This is a genomic window from Avibacterium sp. 21-595, from assembly GCF_023611905.1.
GTDB lineage: Bacteria > Pseudomonadota > Gammaproteobacteria > Enterobacterales > Pasteurellaceae > Avibacterium.
The window spans coordinates 478,223-497,260 of record NZ_CP091455.1 but is presented as its reverse complement, the minus strand read 5'-3'; the positions used below and the strand labels follow the sequence as shown (position 1 = coordinate 497,260).

Below are 19,038 nucleotides of genomic sequence, written 5' to 3'. Positions count from 1 at the left end.
TCAGCGGACTATTCAAATGTTTAACGGATAAACCAAGACATAATAACAATGAAAACCACGCTCGCATCGCTTTGGCAGGATTGCCTTTCACAATTACAAGATCAAGTTTCACCAACGGATTTCAGCACTTGGTTACGTCCATTGCAAGCTGATATTGTAGGTGAAAACAATATGGTGTTATATGCTTCCAATGTTTTTGTTAAAAACTGGGTGGAAACCCATTATCTTGAACTAATTAGCCGCTTAGCCCAACAATTTTCTGGCAATGCAGATTTTAGTGTAAAAGTGCAAGAAGGATCAAAACCCGCGACGCGAAGCACATCTGCGCCTGTTATCGCACCAAATACTGCACCCACACCAGCGAATGAACAAAAGGCCAGTTATCGTTCTAACTTAAATACTAAGCATATTTTTGACAATTTTGTCGAAGGGAAATCAAACCAACTTGCCCGCGCAGTGGCACAAAAAGTGGCAATTAATCCGGGAGAACAAAGCGCCAACCCCCTGTTTCTTTACGGTGGCACCGGGCTTGGCAAAACCCACTTATTGCACGCCGTAGGTAATGGCATTTTAACCACAAAACCAGAAGCACGCGTAATTTATATCCACGCAGAACGCTTTATGCAAGAATATGTCCGGGCGCTTCAAGAAGACAAAATGGAAAACTTCAAAAAATTCTACCGCACTTTAGATGCCTTGCTGATTGATGATATTCAATTCTTTGCGGGCAAAGACGGTACGCAAGAAGAATTTTTCCATATTTTCAACTCGTTATTTGAAAGTAGTCGGCAAATTATTTTAACCTCTGACCGCTATCCAAAAGAGATCGAGAAAATTGAAGATCGCTTAAAATCTCGCTTTGGTTGGGGATTAAGCGTAGCCATTGAACCCCCAGAACTTGAAACTCGTGTCGCCATTTTATTGAAAAAAGCAGAAGAAAAAAATATGCGCTTACCCGAAGAAGTGGCGTTATTTATCGGCGAAAAATTACGCACGAATGTACGTGAATTAGAAGGCGCACTCAACCGTGTTCACGCTAATGCAGAATTTACGGGCAAACCGATTACCATTGATTTTGTGCGTGAGACCCTCAAAGATATGCTGGCGTTACAAGAAAAATTAGTAACCGTGGAAAATATCCAAAAAATCGTGGCAGAATATTACCGTATCAAAGTGGCCGATCTTAAATCGAAAAGTCGCGCAAGATCGGTGGCTCGCCCTCGCCAAATTGCAATGGCACTTTCACGCGAACTGACTAATCGCAGTTTCCCTGAAATTGGCAGTAGCTTTGGTGATCGTGATCATACTACTGTTTTGCACGCCTGTCGCAGTGTAGATAAACTCAAGCAACAAGACCCAAGCATTCAAGAAGATTGGTCTAATTTAATCCGAACCTTATCAGTTTAAGGACGAAACTATGCAATTTACTGTATCAAGAGAAAACCTGTTAAAGCCCTTACAACAAGTATGTGGTGTATTGAGTAGTCGCCCTAATATTCCTGTGTTAAACAATGTGTTACTACACATCGAAGGGCAATCTTTAACCATTACAGGAACAGATTTAGAAGTGGAACTTTCCACCCAAGCACAGTTAAATAGTGCTGAACAAGATGGGCATTTCACCATACCCGCTAAAAAATTCCTTGATATTTGCCGTAGTTTTCCTGATGGTTCAGATATTACGGTAAGTTTTGAAGAAGAACGTGCCTTAGTGCATTGCGGTAGAAGTAAATTTAATCTAACAACCCTTCCAGCTGAGGAATATCCAAATTTAGCTGATTGGCAAGCAGAGGTAGATTTTACCACCACACAAGCCACCTTACGTCGCCTCATTGATGCCACTCAATTTTCTATGGCAAACCAAGATGCGCGTTATTTCTTAAATGGAATGAAATTTGAAACCGAAGGTAACTTATTGCGTACTGTTGCAACAGATGGACATCGCCTTGCGGTTTGTACAATTCCCCTAGAACAAGATTTACAGCTTCATTCTGTCATTGTGCCACGTAAAGGCGTGCTAGAATTAGCCCGTTTATTAGAAAGTAATGATCAGCCAGCTCGCGTACAAATTGGTACAAATAATTTACGCATTGATTTAGGACACATTATTTTTACCTCTAAATTAATTGATGGGCGTTTCCCAGATTACCGTCGCGTATTACCACGCAATGCGCAACGTATTATGACAGGCGAATGGGAAAGTTTAAAACAAGCCTTTGCCCGTGCCGCAATTTTATCCAATGATAAAGTAAGAACAGTACGTTTACAGCTTGCAGAAAACCAACTCACAATCACCGCGACAAATACGGAGCAAGAGCAAGCCGAAGAAATCATTGACATCGACTACAACGGCGAAGAAATGGAAGTCGGCTTTAATGTCAGCTATTTGCTTGATGTACTCAATGCCCTCAAATGCAAACAAGTGCGTATGCGATTGACAGATGCTTCTTCAAGCTGCTTAATTGAAGATGTGGATGACAATAGCGCAGAATATGTGATTATGCCAATGCGTTTATAATTGATATGGCAATTTCACGCTTAACGGTTGAAAATTTTCGTAATTTAAACGCCGTGGATCTAGAATTTGACCACGGCTTTAACTTTTTAGTGGGCAATAACGGCAGCGGTAAAACCAGTTTACTTGAAGCCATTTTTTATCTTGCTCACGGACGTTCTTTTAAAAGTGCGGTAGCAAATCGCATTATTTCTTACGAACAGCCTCACTTCACCCTTTATGGCAAAATTCAAGAGCAACAACATCAGTGGTCAGTGGGATTGCAAAAACACCGCCAAGGCAACACACAGGTAAAAATTAACGGTGAAGAAGCAAAAAAAATTGCCGATCTTGCCCATTTATTACCAATGCAAATGATTACCCCAGAAGGATTGACTTTGCTCAACGGTGGGCCAAGCTATCGCCGTGCTTTTTTAGATTGGGGACTATTCCATCATCATAATGATTTTCACCCTGTTTGGAGCCAACTTAACCGCTTATTAAAGCAACGCAATGCGGCTTTACAACAAGCCTTGTACTATGAACATATTCAGATTTGGGATAAAGCGCTAGTCAATCTTGCTAACCAAGTCAGCCAATGGCGTGCCGATTATGCCGAAGCCTTACGCCCTGAAATTGAACGCACCTGTCAGCTATTTCTGCCTGAATTAGAAATCAGTGTCAGTTTTCATCAAGGCTGGGATAAAAACAGTGATTACGCCGAATTGTTATGTCAAAATTTTGAACGGGATCGTGCCATTGGTTACACCGTATCTGGCCCGCAAAAGGCGGATTTTCGCTTTAAGGCGAATGGATTGCCGGTAGAAGATGTGCTTTCTCGTGGACAATTAAAACTGCTAATGTGTGCCTTGCGCCTAGCTCAAGGTGAACATTTAATGCAACAAAAAAATCGTCATTGTATTTTTTTAATTGATGATTTCGCTTCTGAATTAGATCAAACAAAACGTGCATTATTAGCTGAACGCTTACAACAAAGCGGCTCACAAGTGTTTGTTACCGCCATTACACACAACCAACTAAAAGAAATGCAACCAGAAAAACACCGTACTTTTAGTGTCAATAACGGTAAACTCAGTGAAAACGCGTTTTGCTCTTCCTAACCTCTCTTGCTAAAACAAGAAACTTCTTATAGTTCTCTCAGCAAATGGCGGATATACACAAATCATTCCCCATTCCCTCAAAACAAAAATCAACAAAAAAGCACCGCACTTTATAATAGGCACTTATTCCTCAAAATAAATCGAGATATTCCTTGAAATATCAACAAAAATACGTATTATCAGCGATCCTTTGAGTAACCTGTATGTCGAACATCAGCTGTTCAAAGATTACGCAATTTTTCCACTTAATTTGGGTTCCCTCACCCCAATATTTTCAACAAAAAGGTATAAAAGATGAAAGTAACTTCTCCGATCTTTAATGTTCACCAAAAACGTAATGCATTAATTATTTTAAGTTTTTTCCATATTTTTATTATTGCTGCAAGTAACTATTTAGTACAAATCCCGTTTGAGATACACTTGCCATTTCATCTACTCGGACTAGCAGATTTCTCGTTCCACAGCACTTGGGGTACGCTTACTTTCCCATTTATTTTCCTTGCAACGGATCTAACTGTACGAATTTTTGGGGCAACCGCCGCAAGATGGATCATTTTTGCCGTGATGTTTCCCGCATTAATTATCAGTTATGTGATTTCCACGCTCTTTTTGGACACGCAATATCAAGGGATCGAAGCCTTATTTGATTTCAACTTATTCGTTTTTCGCATTGCCATTGCCAGTTTTGTCGCCTATGTTTTCGGTCAATTACTTGATGTACTTGTATTTAATCGATTACGCCAGTTAAAAACCTGGTGGATTGCGCCGAGTAGCTCAATGATTTTCGGCTCAATGGCAGATACCTTCTTATTCTTTTCCGTCGCATTTTTCGCAAGCAGTGATCCTTTTATGGCGGAACATTGGTTTGAACTTGGTTTTGTAGATTATCTTTTCAAACTTTTTATCGGCATCGTGCTATTTGTTCCTGCCTATGGCGTCGCACTGAATATTATTTTGCGTAAGCTTCAACAACTCACAAGAGAATAAAAGGATTTATTCATCAACATATCATAAGGAAACACAATGAATATACGACACCTTATCGACCAACATCCTATGACGCCTTACCAATGGGCGGTTGTCGTAATGGCAACCATAATGAATCTTTTAGATGGTTTTGATGTCCTTGCACTCGCCTTTACTGCCACGGGTATCCGTCACGAATTTGGTTTAACTGGCGCAGAACTTGGCTCGCTACTCAGTGCAGGATTATTCGGGATGGCAGCCGGATCACTCTTCCTTGCTCCCCTTGCAGATAAAATTGGGCGTCGTCCATTATTATTAATCAGTGTATCCCTTTCTGCTGCGGGAATGTTAGGATCATTTTTTGCCATAGATTCCTCTGCTCTTGGAATTTGGCGAATCGTAACAGGCTTAGGCGTTGGCGGGATTTTAGTTGGCACAAACGTGCTAACGAGTGAATATTCCTCAAAAAAATGGCGTAGCCTTGCTATCAGCATTTATGCCGCCGGATTTGGTATTGGTGCGATTTTAGGTGGGCTTTTTGCCGTCGCGTTACAAGCAGAATATGGCTGGCGCTCCGTTTTCCTTGCTGGTGCAATTTTAACAGGGCTATGTTTGCTCTGCTTAATATTGTGGTTGCCAGAATCCATTGATTATTTAGTTAATAAACAACCAAACAATGCGCAAGCTCGATTAAATAGAATTCTCAAAAAAATCGGTATTGCTTCGTTTATCTTACCAGAACTCACAGAACACAAAGCTAAAACTGCGCCAATTACCCAGCTCTTTAATCCACAATATCGTAGTTCAACTTTAGCTATTTGGTTGGCTTTCTTCACAATAATGTTTAGTTTTTATTTCATCAGCTCTTGGACGCCCGCCCTGTTAAAAGACGCAGGAATGACCACAGAGCAAAGTGTTACCATTGGTATGATGATTTCTTTAGGCGGTACTTGCGGAGCATTATTCTATGGCTTATTGGCAAGCTACTGGTCTGCACGCAATGTCTTGATTTTATTTACGATTATTGCAGCAATTGCCGTCATTGCTTTTATTCTTTCTTCAACTATTCTATGGCTTGCAATGGTACTTGGGATAATGGTAGGGGCATTAATTAACGGCTGTATCAGTGGGCTTTATACCCTAAATCCGAGTATTTACCCTAGTGATATACGAAGTACAGGTGCTGGCTGGTCAATCGGCATAGGGCGCATTGGTGCAATCCTTGCTCCAATAATCGCTGGTATTTTATTAGATAACGGATGGGAAAAACAAAATCTTTATATCGGCGCAGCATTCGTGCTATTAATCTCAACCTTTGCTTTACTCTTGCTGAAGCGGAATACTATGATAAAAACCTTATGAAAAGATAATTAAAAAGGGCTATTAAGTTAGCCCAATTATTTCAATACTATAATGTTACAAACTTATATACCACTCTCATAATAAGAAATGATACAGATAAATGATAATCAGAAGATTTCAATATTTATTTCTTTTTGTTACTAGGAATAGGACGTTTTTTGATTAAGCTATTACTAATTTCCTTTATCCTATTGTCCTGTTCAACCAGTTTATTCTCTATATTATCTAACTTTGTAGCTAGCTCATTTGTCAATTTATTTAGGTTTTCCCCATTATTCATAGGCATATTATTCCCAGTAAACCGCTGAACACCGATAACAATAGCAAAAATTAATGAGAGAACAAAAAACATCCAAGTAAATATAGATTCCTTTCTCACCTCTTTAGGCTTTTGCATAATATAGTGGAAATCTAATTCTTTGATATTTCTATTAACTTTATCAAATCTTTCGATTAAATCTTGATATAAATTTCTGTCAGATTGAATAGTAGGCAGTTCATTTAGGTCAATCAAAGAGATATTTTCTTTGTTCTGAGAAAAAACTTTAACCATATCTTCTGCAAAATTAACCAGAGTTTTATTATTTTGAAAATATTCAGCCTGCATTCTTAGATTGGCCTCTGCCTCTTGTAACTGGCGTCCAATCCTATCATTATCATTCATAATTGCTGATATTTCGCTCTCTTTTTCTACCTCTAAAATTTTTCTTTGGTATTCTAATTGGTGTTGATATTTCTGTTTTAATTGTAAAATTTCTTGTTGATATAAAGTAGAAAGTTCATTAGAAAATGATACTGTTGATGATAGCAGCGATGAAGATGAGATTATTTTTATTCCTTTCTTCTTATTTTTCAATCTCTCATAAATTTCATCGCTTGATGAAAAATAAATATTATTATAGATATAATATAAATCTTTTTCTAAAATAATATTTAATATATCTATACATTCTCTATCATTTGATAAATAAATATAGAGATCGTCTTTAAATGTAACTGAAATAGAAGGAGTTCTAAGTTTCTGTAGAGAATTTGCTATTGTATCAAGTTCTGTCTCTGGCGAGATAAAATCAACATCATCAATTAAAGCGTTATAGGAAATCTCTTGACGATCAATAAAATTCATTATCTGATATTGATTCATTTTATCTAATGCAGAAAAAATACTTTCTGCAGAGGTAAAGCGTGTATTAATAGCTTCAACAAAAGAACCTAGGTAACTTCCCGGTCGGCTTTGTCCCATTTCCCCCACTGAGTAATATTCAGCAATACCTAATACTTTCTGACCATTAGTAATCCCTTGATAAGTTAAATAATATAATGTGGTACTTAACTGGTCTGTTTTAGGGGAAGGTAAAGCACCTCCATATATTTGGCTTAAATCAAAATATTTCGCGAAATGTATTTCTTTGTCAGCCCCAGCATTTGAATACTGCCTGCCTTTTGGCGCACCGACAATCCCAAACCCAACAAATTTTCTATTCTCAACCATAGCTTATTATCCTTATTTTCCTTTGAACCAATTAAGAAATCTTTGCCAAAGAGTAAGCTCTTTAACAGGAGACATTCCTCCTGTTCCTGACATATAAAGCCATTTAAATATCTTTTCTGGGCATTCTTTATCAAATTCTAATAAACGATCAGAATTATCAGAAAATTGCCCCATTTTATAAAAAATGGTTTTATTTTTTTCTGATTCATTAAAAAAGCTATTTGCAAAGGTTGGAATTTTTTCCATCGCATAAAGCATAGGATCATACCCATTACGTTCTACCGTCGCATAATCCATTAATTCAATACGATCTCCCTTAGAAAGTAATAATGCTTTTGAAAAGAGTTTATCATAGCGGTTTTGAATTTGTTGAATGTGCGTAAATACAGCATCTAATATATTAACTTGTGGGGTCGCACCTTCTACGTCTTTTAAAGATTGATCATAAACAAAGAATAATGTAGCTTTAACATCAGACTCTAAAATTGCTGCTAAATAATTCGGCAATTTACCCGATTCTTTCTGCCCTTTCTTTCTAAATGCTTGCTCTGAATGCTCACCAGAACCATCAATAAAAACAAAATTAATTGGAGGTTTACTTGAATCTTTTGGAGTGAATGAAACGTGGAATTCAAAATACTGTTTCGTATCTGTACTCGTTATTCTTTCTGCAAACTTAACACCATTAAAATTATCTTGTAATTGATAAAACAGCTCTTCTTCTCTTTCTGTACTTTTATCCGTATCTAAATATACCGTCCCTCCAAGATGATTTTTCATATAATGTAATAAACTGCCAATAATCCACGTTTTTCCTGAAGCTGGTTGCCCAAAGAATAAAACATAATGTTTTTCTTCATCTTCATTTAGATCGAATAAACGCTGACAATATTGTTCAATATCAAGATCTAAAGTTCGAGTTAACTCTTTTTGTATTGACATTCTAGATTGATATTTATCAATCATAGGTGGTGGCGTTTCCTCAAGTTTAGATTCACTATTAGGCGAAGAGATCTCACTAGAACTATCTAAATTAAGTGAAATATCATCAAAAAACTCAAATCTATCTTGATCAAGTGTATTTTCTAAATTGAGAGGAAGATCATTAGAAATTTTAAAATGATCTTGTTCAATTGGATTTCCTAAATTAAGAGAAAGATCGTCAGAAAATCTTACTTTCTTCTGTTCGACAGGATCTTTCATATTATTTTCTTTCTCTATAAATAAATTCTCTTTCATTTTTAGCTCCTATCTATATTTGACGACCAGAATTAATAACAGGCTTAGTTTCTTTATTTCCAAAGAAAATTAATAAACTTAATACCACTGCCCAATCAATAAATAGACATAAAATCGTAAACAAAAAACCTACTAAAATATGCTGTGTAAAACCTGATTTAAAAGAAAAGGCAAGCTTTCCAATTTCTTGGTTTTCAAAAGGTATAGCTGTAAATTTGAATAATGCGGGATTATTGATAAACTCTTGTACCGTCGATCCTATCTCATTGATCATATTCGTTACTTTTAAATTGGTATCAAAACCATATTCTTTCACCGATGCAGAATTTCTTAATACATTATCAATCAGCTTAAGGGTTTCTTCCTCTTTATTCATTACATTTTGGCGAACTTCTTCAATACGTTCATAATCTTTAGATGTAAGTTTACGACGCGCAATTTGATCAATATTTTCTCTATATCGTTGCGCAATCGCATTCCAATCACCGCCTCGAGTTCCAAATTCCGTTAATTTTTCACCTAATACGTCTTCAATTTCTGAAATAAGTTCTAATGCTCTATTCCCTAATCCTGGACGGTTAGGATCAGTAATTTGGCTAACTAACTGTTCGGTTAAACTCTCTAAACGATTACGCTTTTGAGTGATTTCTGGGCTGAAACTATTTAACGCTTTATCCGCCGCATTTACCACATCGTGTAATTGCTGTTTATGCTTTACTAGCTCATCTCTATATAATTGCTCTTTTTGATACGATGTATATACTGAATTAAAATTCCCAGTAAAAGAGAAAAGTGAAATAATAAAGTAACCAATTAAAAATCCGAAGATTGGTAACCCGTTTAAGCGTCGATAACCAATTAATAATGTAAATCCATACATTAAAATACTAATCGCACCAGAAAATGCCCAAGAAAAAGCTTGACCAAATAAGTCTTCAAAACCTATTGCAGTTTGGATAAAACTTATTGTCAAAAAAATTGCCAAAGGAATATGTACCCAACCAGGTAATTTACGTGAAACGGGTTTCATTTTTACTCCATGTTAAATGAATAAGAAAGTCCAGTTTTCTCTAAAAAAGAGCTTGTTACAAAAATCTCCCTATTCAAAGGAAAAGAACGTGTCTTGTCAAGGAATAAATAACACTTTTTGACTAAAAACCATTAATGGAAAGGATAAAAGCTATTTAATTCAAAGTGCGGTGGAAAATTTTGTAAAATTTACACCGCACTTTTATTATAGCCAGCCAAAGGCTGGCTATAAAAACCATATGCTATGCGTATGGTGTTAAAGAGCTTAAGCGATAAAAAGAAAAATCCTCACTATATAATGAACGAGGCTGACAACCAAAATTCAACATATAGGAGGATATGTCATGGCAAATAAAGCGAATGACGATTCAAGTTTATCACACACAAAGTGGAACGGTAAGTATCACATAGTATTTATACCTAAATACAAACGGAAAGCTATTTTCGGTAAGCTAAGAGCCGATATAGGGAGTATTTTAAGGCGTTTATGTGGATTATAAAGGCGTAGAAATTGTAGAAGCTTATGCAATGAAAGAGTATATCCATATGCTTGTAAAAATACCACCGAAATTAGCTGTTTCAAGTTTTATGGGATATTTGAAAGGAAAATCATCATTGATGATTTTTGAAAAGCATGTAAATCTAAAATATAAATATGGCAATAGACACTTTTGGGCAAAAGGCTATTATGTAAGCACGGTGTGCTTAAATGCTAAGGTGGTAGAGGAATATATACATAACCAAGAAAAAGAAGATATGGTACAAGATAGTTTAAATACGAAAGAATATGTGGACCCCTTTAAGGGGTAACCAAAGTAATCTCTAAACACGGTTGTCGGTCTTTTCACACATCCCTTGAGGGATGTGTGAAGTAAAGGCCCTTATAGGGTAGCCTCAAAACCGCACGTTTCACGTGCGGATTGTTATTGCATTTCAGTTGAACAGAATAAAAGTGATTCTGAATATTAGTGGCTATTTACTCTTTTCAACAGCGATAGTTTATTGACGACCTTTATAAATTGCCACCGCCTCAGGCATTAAACGAAGTAAATTGGCTTGGCGATCTTTATCACTCGGGTGAGTGGAAGACAGTGCCGCTAATACACCGCTATTTCCTGAAGAAGCTGTCTGCATTTTTTCCCATAATTTTGGTGCTGCCTCTGGGTTATAACCTGCTTTTGCCATTAAAAACAGTCCCACTTCATCCGCTTCCGTTTCTGCACTACGAGAATAAGGCTTATCTAATGCCCAATCTTTGGTAATACCGATAATTAGCCCACTTCCTTCTGAACCAATTTGTGTGGAAAGTGCAATATGCGCAACCTGTGCGACCACATTCGTGAATGTTCCCATATTCACTTTCTTTTTACCGTGTTCTTTCAGTGCGTGTGCCATTTCGTGCCCCATTACAGTGGCAATTTCATCATCATTTAAGTGTAATTTATCCACAAGCCCTGTATAAAATGCCATTTTACCGCCCGGCATCGCCCACGCATTGAGTTCATTTGATTTAATTACGGTAATTTGCCAATTAAATGGCTGCCCCGTATTATTTTCACGATTGGCATAAGGATACATTTTATTAAATACTTGATGAATGCGTTTTGATGTTGTTGAACTTGTATCAACAACCCCTTTTTGTTTTGCTTCATTCACCGTTTGTAGGTAACTTGTCGCCGCTTGTTGATTAACACTTGCAGAATCGGCACAAGCATTAAGCATTAGGGTAAAAATGCAAAGTGCGGTGATTTTTTTCATTGTTTTTAACATATTCACTCCTTAGGTTAAACATAGAAAAATACCGCATTAGGTAACGCGGTATTTAAAAAGAACAGGTTAAGAATTATTTTTTTGCACGCTCAAAAGAGTCTAAAATTTCTTTACGTGCCGCCGCAGCATCTTCCCAACCATCAACTTTCACCCATTTCCCGGCTTCTAAGGCTTTGTAGCTTTCAAAGAAATGTTGAATCTGTGCTTTTAGCAATGCTGGTAAATCACCAACATCTTTAATGTGATCGTATTCTTTGCTTAATTTTGTATGTGGTACTGCAATAACTTTAGCATCTTGACCCGATTCATCGGTCATTTTTAATACGCCCACTGGACGACAACGAATCACTGAACCCGGTTGTAAGGGATAAGGGGTTGGTACTAATACATCAACAGGATCGCCATCTAACGATAAGGTGTGGTTAATATAGCCATAGTTTGCTGGGTAGAACATTGCTGTCGCCATAAAACGATCAACAAATAAGGTACCCGTTTCTTTATCCACTTCATATTTGATTGGATCTGAGTTTGCTGGAATCTCAATCACAACATAAATATCATCAGGAAGTTCTTTTCCTGCTGGAACACTTTCTAAGCCCATTTGCTCTTTCCTTCTAGTTAATGAATGGTAATAAAACGCTTGAATTATAGCTTGATTTTTTTACTTTTGCCAAGCTAAATGGGCAATTTTGGCATTGTGTTTTTATTTTGCACTATTATAATAGTTCACTAATACCAATATAAAACTTATAGGTGAATTTATGAAAAAAAATACTTCCTTATTTGGTGGTGCGATGATTATCGCAGGCGGTACAATTGGTGCGGGTATGCTCGCAAACCCTATTGCCACCTCTGGCGTGTGGTTTATCGGTTCAATTTTGATCCTCTGCTACACTTGGTTTTGTATGACCACATCAGGCTTAATGCTACTTGAAGCAAACTTACATTATCCTACTGGTGCAAGTTTTGACACCATTGTAAAAGACTTGCTTGGTAAAGGCTGGAATGTGCTAAATGGGCTTTCCGTTGCATTTGTTCTCTATATTCTCACCTATGCATATATTACTTCTGGTGGCGGTTTAACAGAAAGTTTTCTTAATCAATTACTGAGTAGCGAACAAAGTGCGGTGGAAATTGGACGCATTTCTGGCTCACTGATTTTCTGTGCGGTTCTCGCCTTTTTCGTATGGTTCTCAACAAAAGCGGTGGATCGTTTTAGTACCATTTTAATTGCTGGAATGGTGGTGGCATTTTTCCTTTCGGTTACCAATTTATTAGGTATGGTAAACACCGATATTCTGCTTGATAGCACAGGGGATAGCCAATACTTGCCTTTCGCCCTTGCTGCCTTGCCAGTTTGCTTAGTTTCGTTCGGTTTTCACCAAAACGTGCCAAGCCTTGTGAAATATTATGATCGCAACAGCAGCAAAGTGACAAAATCGATTGTTTACGGTACATTCATTGCCTTAATCATCTATATGCTATGGCAACTTGCTATTCAAGGCAATTTACCACGTAATGAATTTATCCCGGTTATCCAAAAAGGGGGCGATATTGCGGTGCTACTGGAAGCCTTAAATAGTCAAATTCAAACGGATTTTGTCGGCTTAATGTTACGCTTTTTTGCCTATATGGCGATTGCTAGCTCGTTCCTTGGGGTAACTCTCGGCTTATTTGATTACATTGCGGATTTATTTAAATTCGACAACAGTAGTGTAGGCAGAAGCAAAACCGCATTAATCACCTTCTTACCACCGTTGATTTTAAGCTTACTTTTCCCATACGGTTTTGTTATCGCCATTGGTTACGCAGGATTAGCAGCAACAATTTGGGCGGTCATTACGCCTGCATTATTGGCTAAAGCAAGTCGGGCTAGATATCCAAATCAAACTTACCAAGTGTATGGTGGTTCAGCGATGATTTATTTTGTTATCTTATTTGGATTAATTAATATTCTTGTTCAACTCGCTGATTTAGTTGGCTGGTTACCAGTATTTGGAAGATAGTTGAAAATCCCTTAAAATAACAGAAAATAGACACAATTAGCACGGATAACCGTGCTAATTTTTTTACCGTTAAGATGATAATGAAAACCTCTGTTTACGATAAAGAAGGCTTTTTTGAGCTTTACCAAAAATTACGCCAGAACCCATCTAGTTTAAATGAAATTGTGGAAAAACCCACAATGTTAAGTTTACTGCCTGATTTAACGGGGAAAAAATTGCTCGATCTCGGTTGCGGAATGGGAGAGCATTTACAACTTTATTTGCAACAAGGTGCAGCATTTGTGGTCGGAATGGATTTATCTCAAGCGATGTTACAGCAAGCAGCAAAAAATCTCGCTGAAAAACGACCGCACTTTGCTTTGCATCAACTGGCAATGGAGCAACTTAATGAATTACCTGATGGAAATTTTGATGTCATTACGAGTTCTTTTGCATTTCACTATATACAAGATTTTCCCCAGTTATTAGCCCATATTCAGGCAAAACTTAAACCTAATGGCTGGCTGATTTTCTCTCAAGAACATCCGATTGTTACTTGCTATCAAGGGGGAGAGCGTTGGGAAAAAGATCAGCATAAACAACAAGTGGCTTATCGACTTAATTATTATCGCGATGAAGGTGAACGGCAACGAAACTGGTTTAAACAACCATTTAAAACCTACCATCGAACACTTTCAAGCATTATTAATGATCTTATCAATGGCGGGTTTCAAATAGAAAAAATGGTAGAACCAATGCTCGCTGAACAACCCGAATGGCAACAAGAATTTAAAGATCTACAACATCGCCCCGTGCTGCTTTTTATCAAAGCGAAAAAAATAAAAAATTTGCTTGCATAAAAATTTTTTTTGCGTAGAGTAATGGCTAAGCAATTTTTGGAGCAAAATAAAATGAATTTTAATCGTAATACTCATCATCACCATCACCCTGAATAATCTTTCGGGCGATGGCGATTGCTTGGAAGATAAGCTTCCGAGTGAGTATTGCTGATACCAAAACACATAAACCTCTCGGAAGTTAATTTCGAGAGGTTTTTTTATACTTAAATTTTGATTTAGAAGGAAAAATTATGGCTAACACAACACGTTTACGTATTGCTTTACAAAAAAAAGGCCGTCTTAGTAAAGATTGTGCTGAGTTATTGAAACAATGTGGGGTAAAAATTAATTGGAATGAACAACGTCTGATTGCTTACGCGGAAAATATGCCCATTGAAATTTTACGGGTGCGTGATGATGATATTCCGGGGTTGGTTTTTGATGGCGTGGTTGATCTTGGCATTATCGGGGAGAATGTCCTTGAAGAAGAGGAGCTTGGTCGTATCGCAACAGGCGAAAACGTAAGTTATAAAAAATTACGCACACTTGATTTCGGCGGTTGCCGTTTGTCTTTAGCCATTGAGCGAGATCGTTCCTATAATGGCGTGCAAGACTTTGCCGATTCTCGCATCGCAACCTCCTACCCTAATTTATTAAAACGTTATATGAATGAACAAGGTGTTCCTTTCAAAAGCACCTTATTAAACGGATCCGTTGAAGTTGCCCCTTCCGCAGGATTGGCTGATGCTATCTGCGACCTTGTTTCCTCAGGTGCAACCTTAGAAGCAAATGGATTAAAAGAAGTGGAAGTCATTTATCGTTCAACTGCGTGTTTAATTCAACGTCAAGAGGCGTTATCTGCCGAAAAACAAGCCTTAGTAGATAAATTATTAACGCGGATTCAAGGCATACAACAAGCTGGCGAATCAAAATATATTATGCTTCACGCCCCCAAAGCACAATTGGAACAGATTATTAATCTGCTTCCCGGTGTGGAAAATCCCACAATTTTACCACTTGCGCACGATGAAAGCCGCGTTGCATTACACGCAGTAAGCCAAGAAACCTTATTCTGGGAAACGATGGAAGAACTCAAAGCACAGGGCGCCAGTTCGGTATTAGTATTACCTATTGAAAAAATGCTCGCGTAAAGTGCGGTCAGAATTTAAAACGTTTTAAGGAAAAATTATGCAAACACTAATTTGGAAAAATTTAACACAACAAGCGCGAAAAGACGCATTAATGCGACCAGCGATTTCTGCCGCACAGTCCATTCAAGAGGCCGTTGAGGCTATTCGTGAGCAGGTGCAAAGCAATGGCGACCAAGCATTATTTGAGCTAGGTGAAAAATTTGATAAGGTGAAATTAACCTGTCTAACGATTTCTCCACAGGAAATTGATGCCGCCTCTCAACGCCTCACTCAGGAATTAAAAACAGCCATTCAAAATGCTAAACGTAATATTGAACGCTTCCACCAAGCACAAATTCCGCAACCTGTGGATATCGAAACACAAGCTGGCGTGCGTTGTCAGGTGGTTACTCGCCCAATTAACCGTGTAGGGCTATATATCCCGGGGGGATCGGCACCACTTTTTTCGACCGTATTGATGCTGGCAATCCCTGCTAAAATTGCAGGTTGTAAAAAAATTGTACTTTGTAGCCCGCCGCCTATTGCAGATGAAATTCTCTATACGGCAAGCCTATGTGGCATTGATACCATTTACCCCATTGGCGGCGCACAAGCCATTGTCGCAATGGCATTCGGCACAGAAAGCGTCACTAAAGTAGATAAAATTTTTGGCCCCGGTAATAGTTTTGTGACAGAAGCAAAACGTCAAGTAAGCCAAGCTGTAAATGGCGCGGCGATTGATATGCAAGCAGGCCCTTCCGAAGTATTGGTGTTAGCGGATGAAAATGCCGATCCTGATTTTGTTGCCAGCGATCTGCTTTCTCAAGCTGAACACGGTGCTGACAGCCAAGTGATTTTAGTTACTCCTAGCGAAACCTTAGCAAAACGCACCGCACTTGCTATTGAACGCCAGCTTGCTCAACTTCCCCGTGCTGAAACTGCCCGTAAGGCGCTCAGCCATAGCCGAATTATTCTTGCGGAAGATTTAGCTCAAGCCATTAAAATTAGTAACGAGTATGCACCAGAACATCTTGTGGTGCAGGTAAACAACGCGCGTGAATTGCTCGATCAGCTTGATAATGCAGGGTCTATTTTCCTCGGCGCATATAGCCCTGAAAGTATGGGTGACTATGCCAGCGGCACTAACCACGTTTTGCCTACTTATGGCTATACCCGTACAACTTCAAGCCTTGGCTTAGCCGATTTTAGTAAACGAATGACAGTACAAGAATTGACGCCACAAGGTTTTAAAGATCTGGCAAAAACAGTGGAAATTATGGCAGAAGCGGAACAATTAGATGCCCATAAGCAAGCGGTTTCTATTCGTTTGGCAAAGCTACAATCCTCAAATTAGCTACTTGTTACATTTTGTATCGAACGAGCAAGAAATTGTGATGAAGATCGTAAAATTGAGGGAAACCGCTTGCACATTCTGTGCTTTCCATTAAGGATTACTGTGTTTTTATACATTAAAATGAGAGGCTAGAAAAATGCAAGATCAACGAGGTAATAACCAAATTGAAATTTATCAATTAGCAAACGGCGAAACTCAAATTGAAGTGAAATTTGAAAATGACACGGTTTGGCTTTCTCAAGCCCAAATGGTCTCGCTATTTGGGCGTGATGTTTCTGTTATTTCAAGGCATATTCGTAATGCAATAACAGATGGCGAAATCTCAGAAAAAAGCAATTTGCAAAAAATGCAAATTGCTTTTGCAGACCGTCCAGTCACCTTTTATGATTTAGATACCGTGATTTCTGTGGGATACCGAGTAAAATCGCCAGAAGGTGTGTCATTCCGCCGTTGGGCAACACAACGCTTAAAAGAATACCTTGTTCAAGGTTATACGCTGAATCAAAAGCGTTTAACAGAAAAAGGCGTGGAATTTAGCCAAGTGATTGCCTTATTGGATCGTACATTAAGTAATCAAGCCTTAGTCAATGAGGAAGGAAAAGCAGTGCTTAATGTTGTACAAGAATATTCACGCAGTTGGAGCTTGTTACAGGCTTATGACGAACAACGCCTTGATTCTAAACAACAGAAACAAAATGAAATGCGCCCATTATTAATGGAAGATGTTACAGTAGCTATCGCTCATTTAAAGCAAACACTCATCGAAAAAGGTGAAGCCACGCCACTTTTTGCAAATCCGCGTAATGATGGTTTAGCTTCTGCGATTCATACTATTGAACAAGGTTTTGGTGAGGAACTGTTTTATCCCAATGTTGCTAGTCGGGCTGCTCACTTGTTATATTTCATCATTAAAAATCACCCACTTACTGATGGAAACAAGCGTACAGGCGCATTTCTATTTCTTTGGTATTTACGATTAAATCAACATTTACTCGCTAAACCTGTAGAGCGACTGATTAATGATAACACGTTAGTCGCACTTGCACTTTTGGTGGCGGAAAGTTTGCCAGAACAAAAAGAATTAATGATAAAACTGATCGAACATTTTATTTTGATCAAATAAAAGTGCGGTCAAAAAAACGAAAATTTTTAGAGAGAACAACAATGACAATCACAACCTTATCACGCAAAAATATTCAAGCCCTCACGCCTTATCAATCGGCGCGCCGTTTAGGTGGGAAAGGGGATATTTGGTTAAATGCCAATGAATTTCACTCATCTCCTCAACTGAATTTGACTCAGCAGAATTTTAATCGCTACCCCGAAGCGCAACCACAAGCATTGGTTCAAGCGTATGCTGATTACGCGGGGGTAAAAAAAGAAAATGTGATAGTAAGCCGAGGAGGGGATGAAGGGATTGAATTAATCATTCGAGCGTTTTGTGAAGAGCAAGATAGCGTGTTATATTGCCCACCGACCTATGGAATGTATGCGGTGAGTGCACAAACCTGTGGTATTGCAACGAAAACCGTTCCTCTAACGGCTGATTTTCAACTTAATCTTGCCGAAATTGAACAACAACTTGATGGCGTTAAAGTTATTTTTGTATGTAGCCCAAATAATCCGACAGGCGGTTTGTTGAAACGGGAAGATTTACTTACCTTATTACAAATGACTCAAGGCAAAGCTATTGTCATCGTTGATGAAGCTTATATTGAATTCTGCCCAGAAGCGACAATGGCTAATGAACTCGCCCATTATCCTCACCTTGCGATTATCCGAACCTTATCAAAAGCCTTTGCACTTGCGGGATTACGTTGTGGTTTCACCTTAGCGAATACGGCGCTGATTGATGTCTTACAAAAAGTGATCGCGCCTTACCCAATTCCTGTTCCGGTATCAGATATTGCCGTACAAGCCTTAAGCAAGGAAGGAGTCGCGACAATGCGAGCAAATGTGGATGAAGTCATCACGCAACGCCAATGGCTGGTTAAGCAATTAGGCGATTTGCCTTTGGTGGAACAGATTTTTGAGAGTGAGGCAAATTATCTGTTAATTAAATTTAAAGAGGGGCAAAACGTCTTTCAGCAATTATGGGAGCAAGGCATCATTCTACGTAACCAACACACTGCGCTAGGATTGCAAAATTGCGTGAGAATGACGGTGGGAAGTGCGGTAGAAAATCAACGTGTAATCAATGCGTTAAAGGCACTTTAGCCATTTAAACCCGTAATAAGAAAAAATACGCGTTTATCTT

Annotated in this window: 16 protein-coding genes, 1 pseudogene and 1 other annotated feature; of the genes and pseudogenes, 12 read left to right on the top strand and 5 right to left on the bottom strand. The window is 38.3% G+C overall.

Annotated features, from left to right (window positions below; translation table 11 throughout):
• The first annotated feature begins 48 nt into the window (after positions 1–48).
• The 5 genes from dnaA to L4F92_RS02320 all read left to right on the top strand — a co-directional run bounded on the left by dnaA (position 49) and on the right by L4F92_RS02320 (position 5,943).
• A complete protein-coding gene (gene dnaA, locus L4F92_RS02340) occupies positions 49–1,407 on the top strand; it encodes a chromosomal replication initiator protein DnaA (protein WP_250364063.1) in 1,359 nt (452 codons plus the stop codon).
• 10 nt (positions 1,408–1,417) lie between these two features.
• Complete coding sequence (gene dnaN / locus L4F92_RS02335) at positions 1,418–2,518, top strand: DNA polymerase III subunit beta (protein ID WP_250364062.1); 1,101 nt, start codon at positions 1,418–1,420, stop codon at positions 2,516–2,518.
• Positions 2,519–2,523: 5 nt separating this feature from the next.
• Positions 2,524–3,615, top strand: a complete 1,092-nt coding sequence (recF, locus tag L4F92_RS02330) for a DNA replication/repair protein RecF (protein WP_250364061.1) — start codon at positions 2,524–2,526, stop codon at positions 3,613–3,615.
• Positions 3,616–3,909: 294 nt separating this feature from the next.
• Complete coding sequence (locus L4F92_RS02325; protein WP_250364060.1) at positions 3,910–4,602, top strand: 7-cyano-7-deazaguanine/7-aminomethyl-7-deazaguanine transporter; 693 nt, start codon at positions 3,910–3,912, stop codon at positions 4,600–4,602.
• A gap of 36 nt (positions 4,603–4,638) precedes the next feature.
• On the top strand, positions 4,639–5,943 hold the full coding sequence (locus L4F92_RS02320; RefSeq protein ID WP_250364059.1) for an MFS transporter: 1,305 nt from the start codon (positions 4,639–4,641) through the stop codon (positions 5,941–5,943).
• Positions 5,944–6,067: 124 nt separating this feature from the next.
• Here L4F92_RS02320 and L4F92_RS02315 read toward each other — a convergent pair whose 3' ends face one another.
• Genes L4F92_RS02315 through L4F92_RS02305 form a run of 3 tightly spaced genes read right to left on the bottom strand, consistent with a single transcriptional unit; the run spans position 6,068 to position 9,704 of the window.
• Entirely contained in the window at positions 6,068–7,435 is a 1,368-nt protein-coding gene (locus tag L4F92_RS02315) for a hypothetical protein (RefSeq protein WP_250364058.1), read from the bottom strand.
• A 12-nt stretch (positions 7,436–7,447) separates the two neighbouring features.
• Positions 7,448–8,674: a ribonucleoside-triphosphate reductase gene (locus tag L4F92_RS02310; RefSeq protein WP_250364057.1), complete on the bottom strand. Its 1,227-nt coding sequence runs from the start codon at positions 8,672–8,674 to the stop codon at positions 7,448–7,450.
• A 13-nt stretch (positions 8,675–8,687) separates the two neighbouring features.
• The gene (locus tag L4F92_RS02305; RefSeq protein ID WP_250364056.1) at positions 8,688–9,704 is read right to left on the bottom strand and encodes a hypothetical protein; all 1,017 of its coding nucleotides are present in this window, start codon (positions 9,702–9,704) and stop codon (positions 8,688–8,690) included.
• Positions 9,705–10,047: 343 nt separating this feature from the next.
• Here L4F92_RS02305 and tnpA point away from each other — a divergent pair.
• Positions 10,048–10,513: pseudogene (gene tnpA / locus L4F92_RS02300) on the top strand (IS200/IS605 family transposase).
• Positions 10,514–10,702: 189 nt separating this feature from the next.
• On the opposite strand, the gene L4F92_RS02295 reads toward tnpA, so the two are convergent.
• Complete coding sequence (locus L4F92_RS02295) at positions 10,703–11,473, bottom strand: M48 family metallopeptidase (RefSeq protein ID WP_250364055.1); 771 nt, start codon at positions 11,471–11,473, stop codon at positions 10,703–10,705.
• Positions 11,474–11,546: 73 nt separating this feature from the next.
• Positions 11,547–12,074, bottom strand: a complete 528-nt coding sequence (ppa, locus tag L4F92_RS02290) for an inorganic diphosphatase (RefSeq protein ID WP_250351556.1) — start codon at positions 12,072–12,074, stop codon at positions 11,547–11,549.
• A gap of 160 nt (positions 12,075–12,234) precedes the next feature.
• Here ppa and L4F92_RS02285 point away from each other — a divergent pair, with 160 nt between their 5' ends.
• The 6 genes from L4F92_RS02285 to hisC all read left to right on the top strand — a co-directional run bounded on the left by L4F92_RS02285 (position 12,235) and on the right by hisC (position 18,998).
• Positions 12,235–13,479, top strand: a complete 1,245-nt coding sequence (locus L4F92_RS02285; protein WP_250364054.1) for an aromatic amino acid transporter — start codon at positions 12,235–12,237, stop codon at positions 13,477–13,479.
• 74 nt (positions 13,480–13,553) lie between these two features.
• Entirely contained in the window at positions 13,554–14,318 is a 765-nt protein-coding gene (locus L4F92_RS02280; RefSeq protein WP_250364053.1) for a class I SAM-dependent methyltransferase, read from the top strand.
• Between the two features lie 71 nt (positions 14,319–14,389).
• Positions 14,390–14,518 (top strand) — a sequence feature (His leader region).
• 30 nt (positions 14,519–14,548) lie between these two features.
• The gene (gene hisG, locus L4F92_RS02275; RefSeq protein WP_250351553.1) at positions 14,549–15,448 is read left to right on the top strand and encodes an ATP phosphoribosyltransferase; all 900 of its coding nucleotides are present in this window, start codon (positions 14,549–14,551) and stop codon (positions 15,446–15,448) included.
• A 37-nt stretch (positions 15,449–15,485) separates the two neighbouring features.
• Entirely contained in the window at positions 15,486–16,781 is a 1,296-nt protein-coding gene (hisD, locus tag L4F92_RS02270; RefSeq protein ID WP_250364052.1) for a histidinol dehydrogenase, read from the top strand.
• Positions 16,782–16,917: 136 nt separating this feature from the next.
• Positions 16,918–17,904: a virulence protein RhuM/Fic/DOC family protein gene (gene rhuM / locus L4F92_RS02265; RefSeq protein ID WP_250364051.1), complete on the top strand. Its 987-nt coding sequence runs from the start codon at positions 16,918–16,920 to the stop codon at positions 17,902–17,904.
• Positions 17,905–17,945: 41 nt separating this feature from the next.
• Complete coding sequence (hisC, locus tag L4F92_RS02260) at positions 17,946–18,998, top strand: histidinol-phosphate transaminase (protein ID WP_250364050.1); 1,053 nt, start codon at positions 17,946–17,948, stop codon at positions 18,996–18,998.
• Positions 18,999–19,038: the final 40 nt, after the last annotated feature.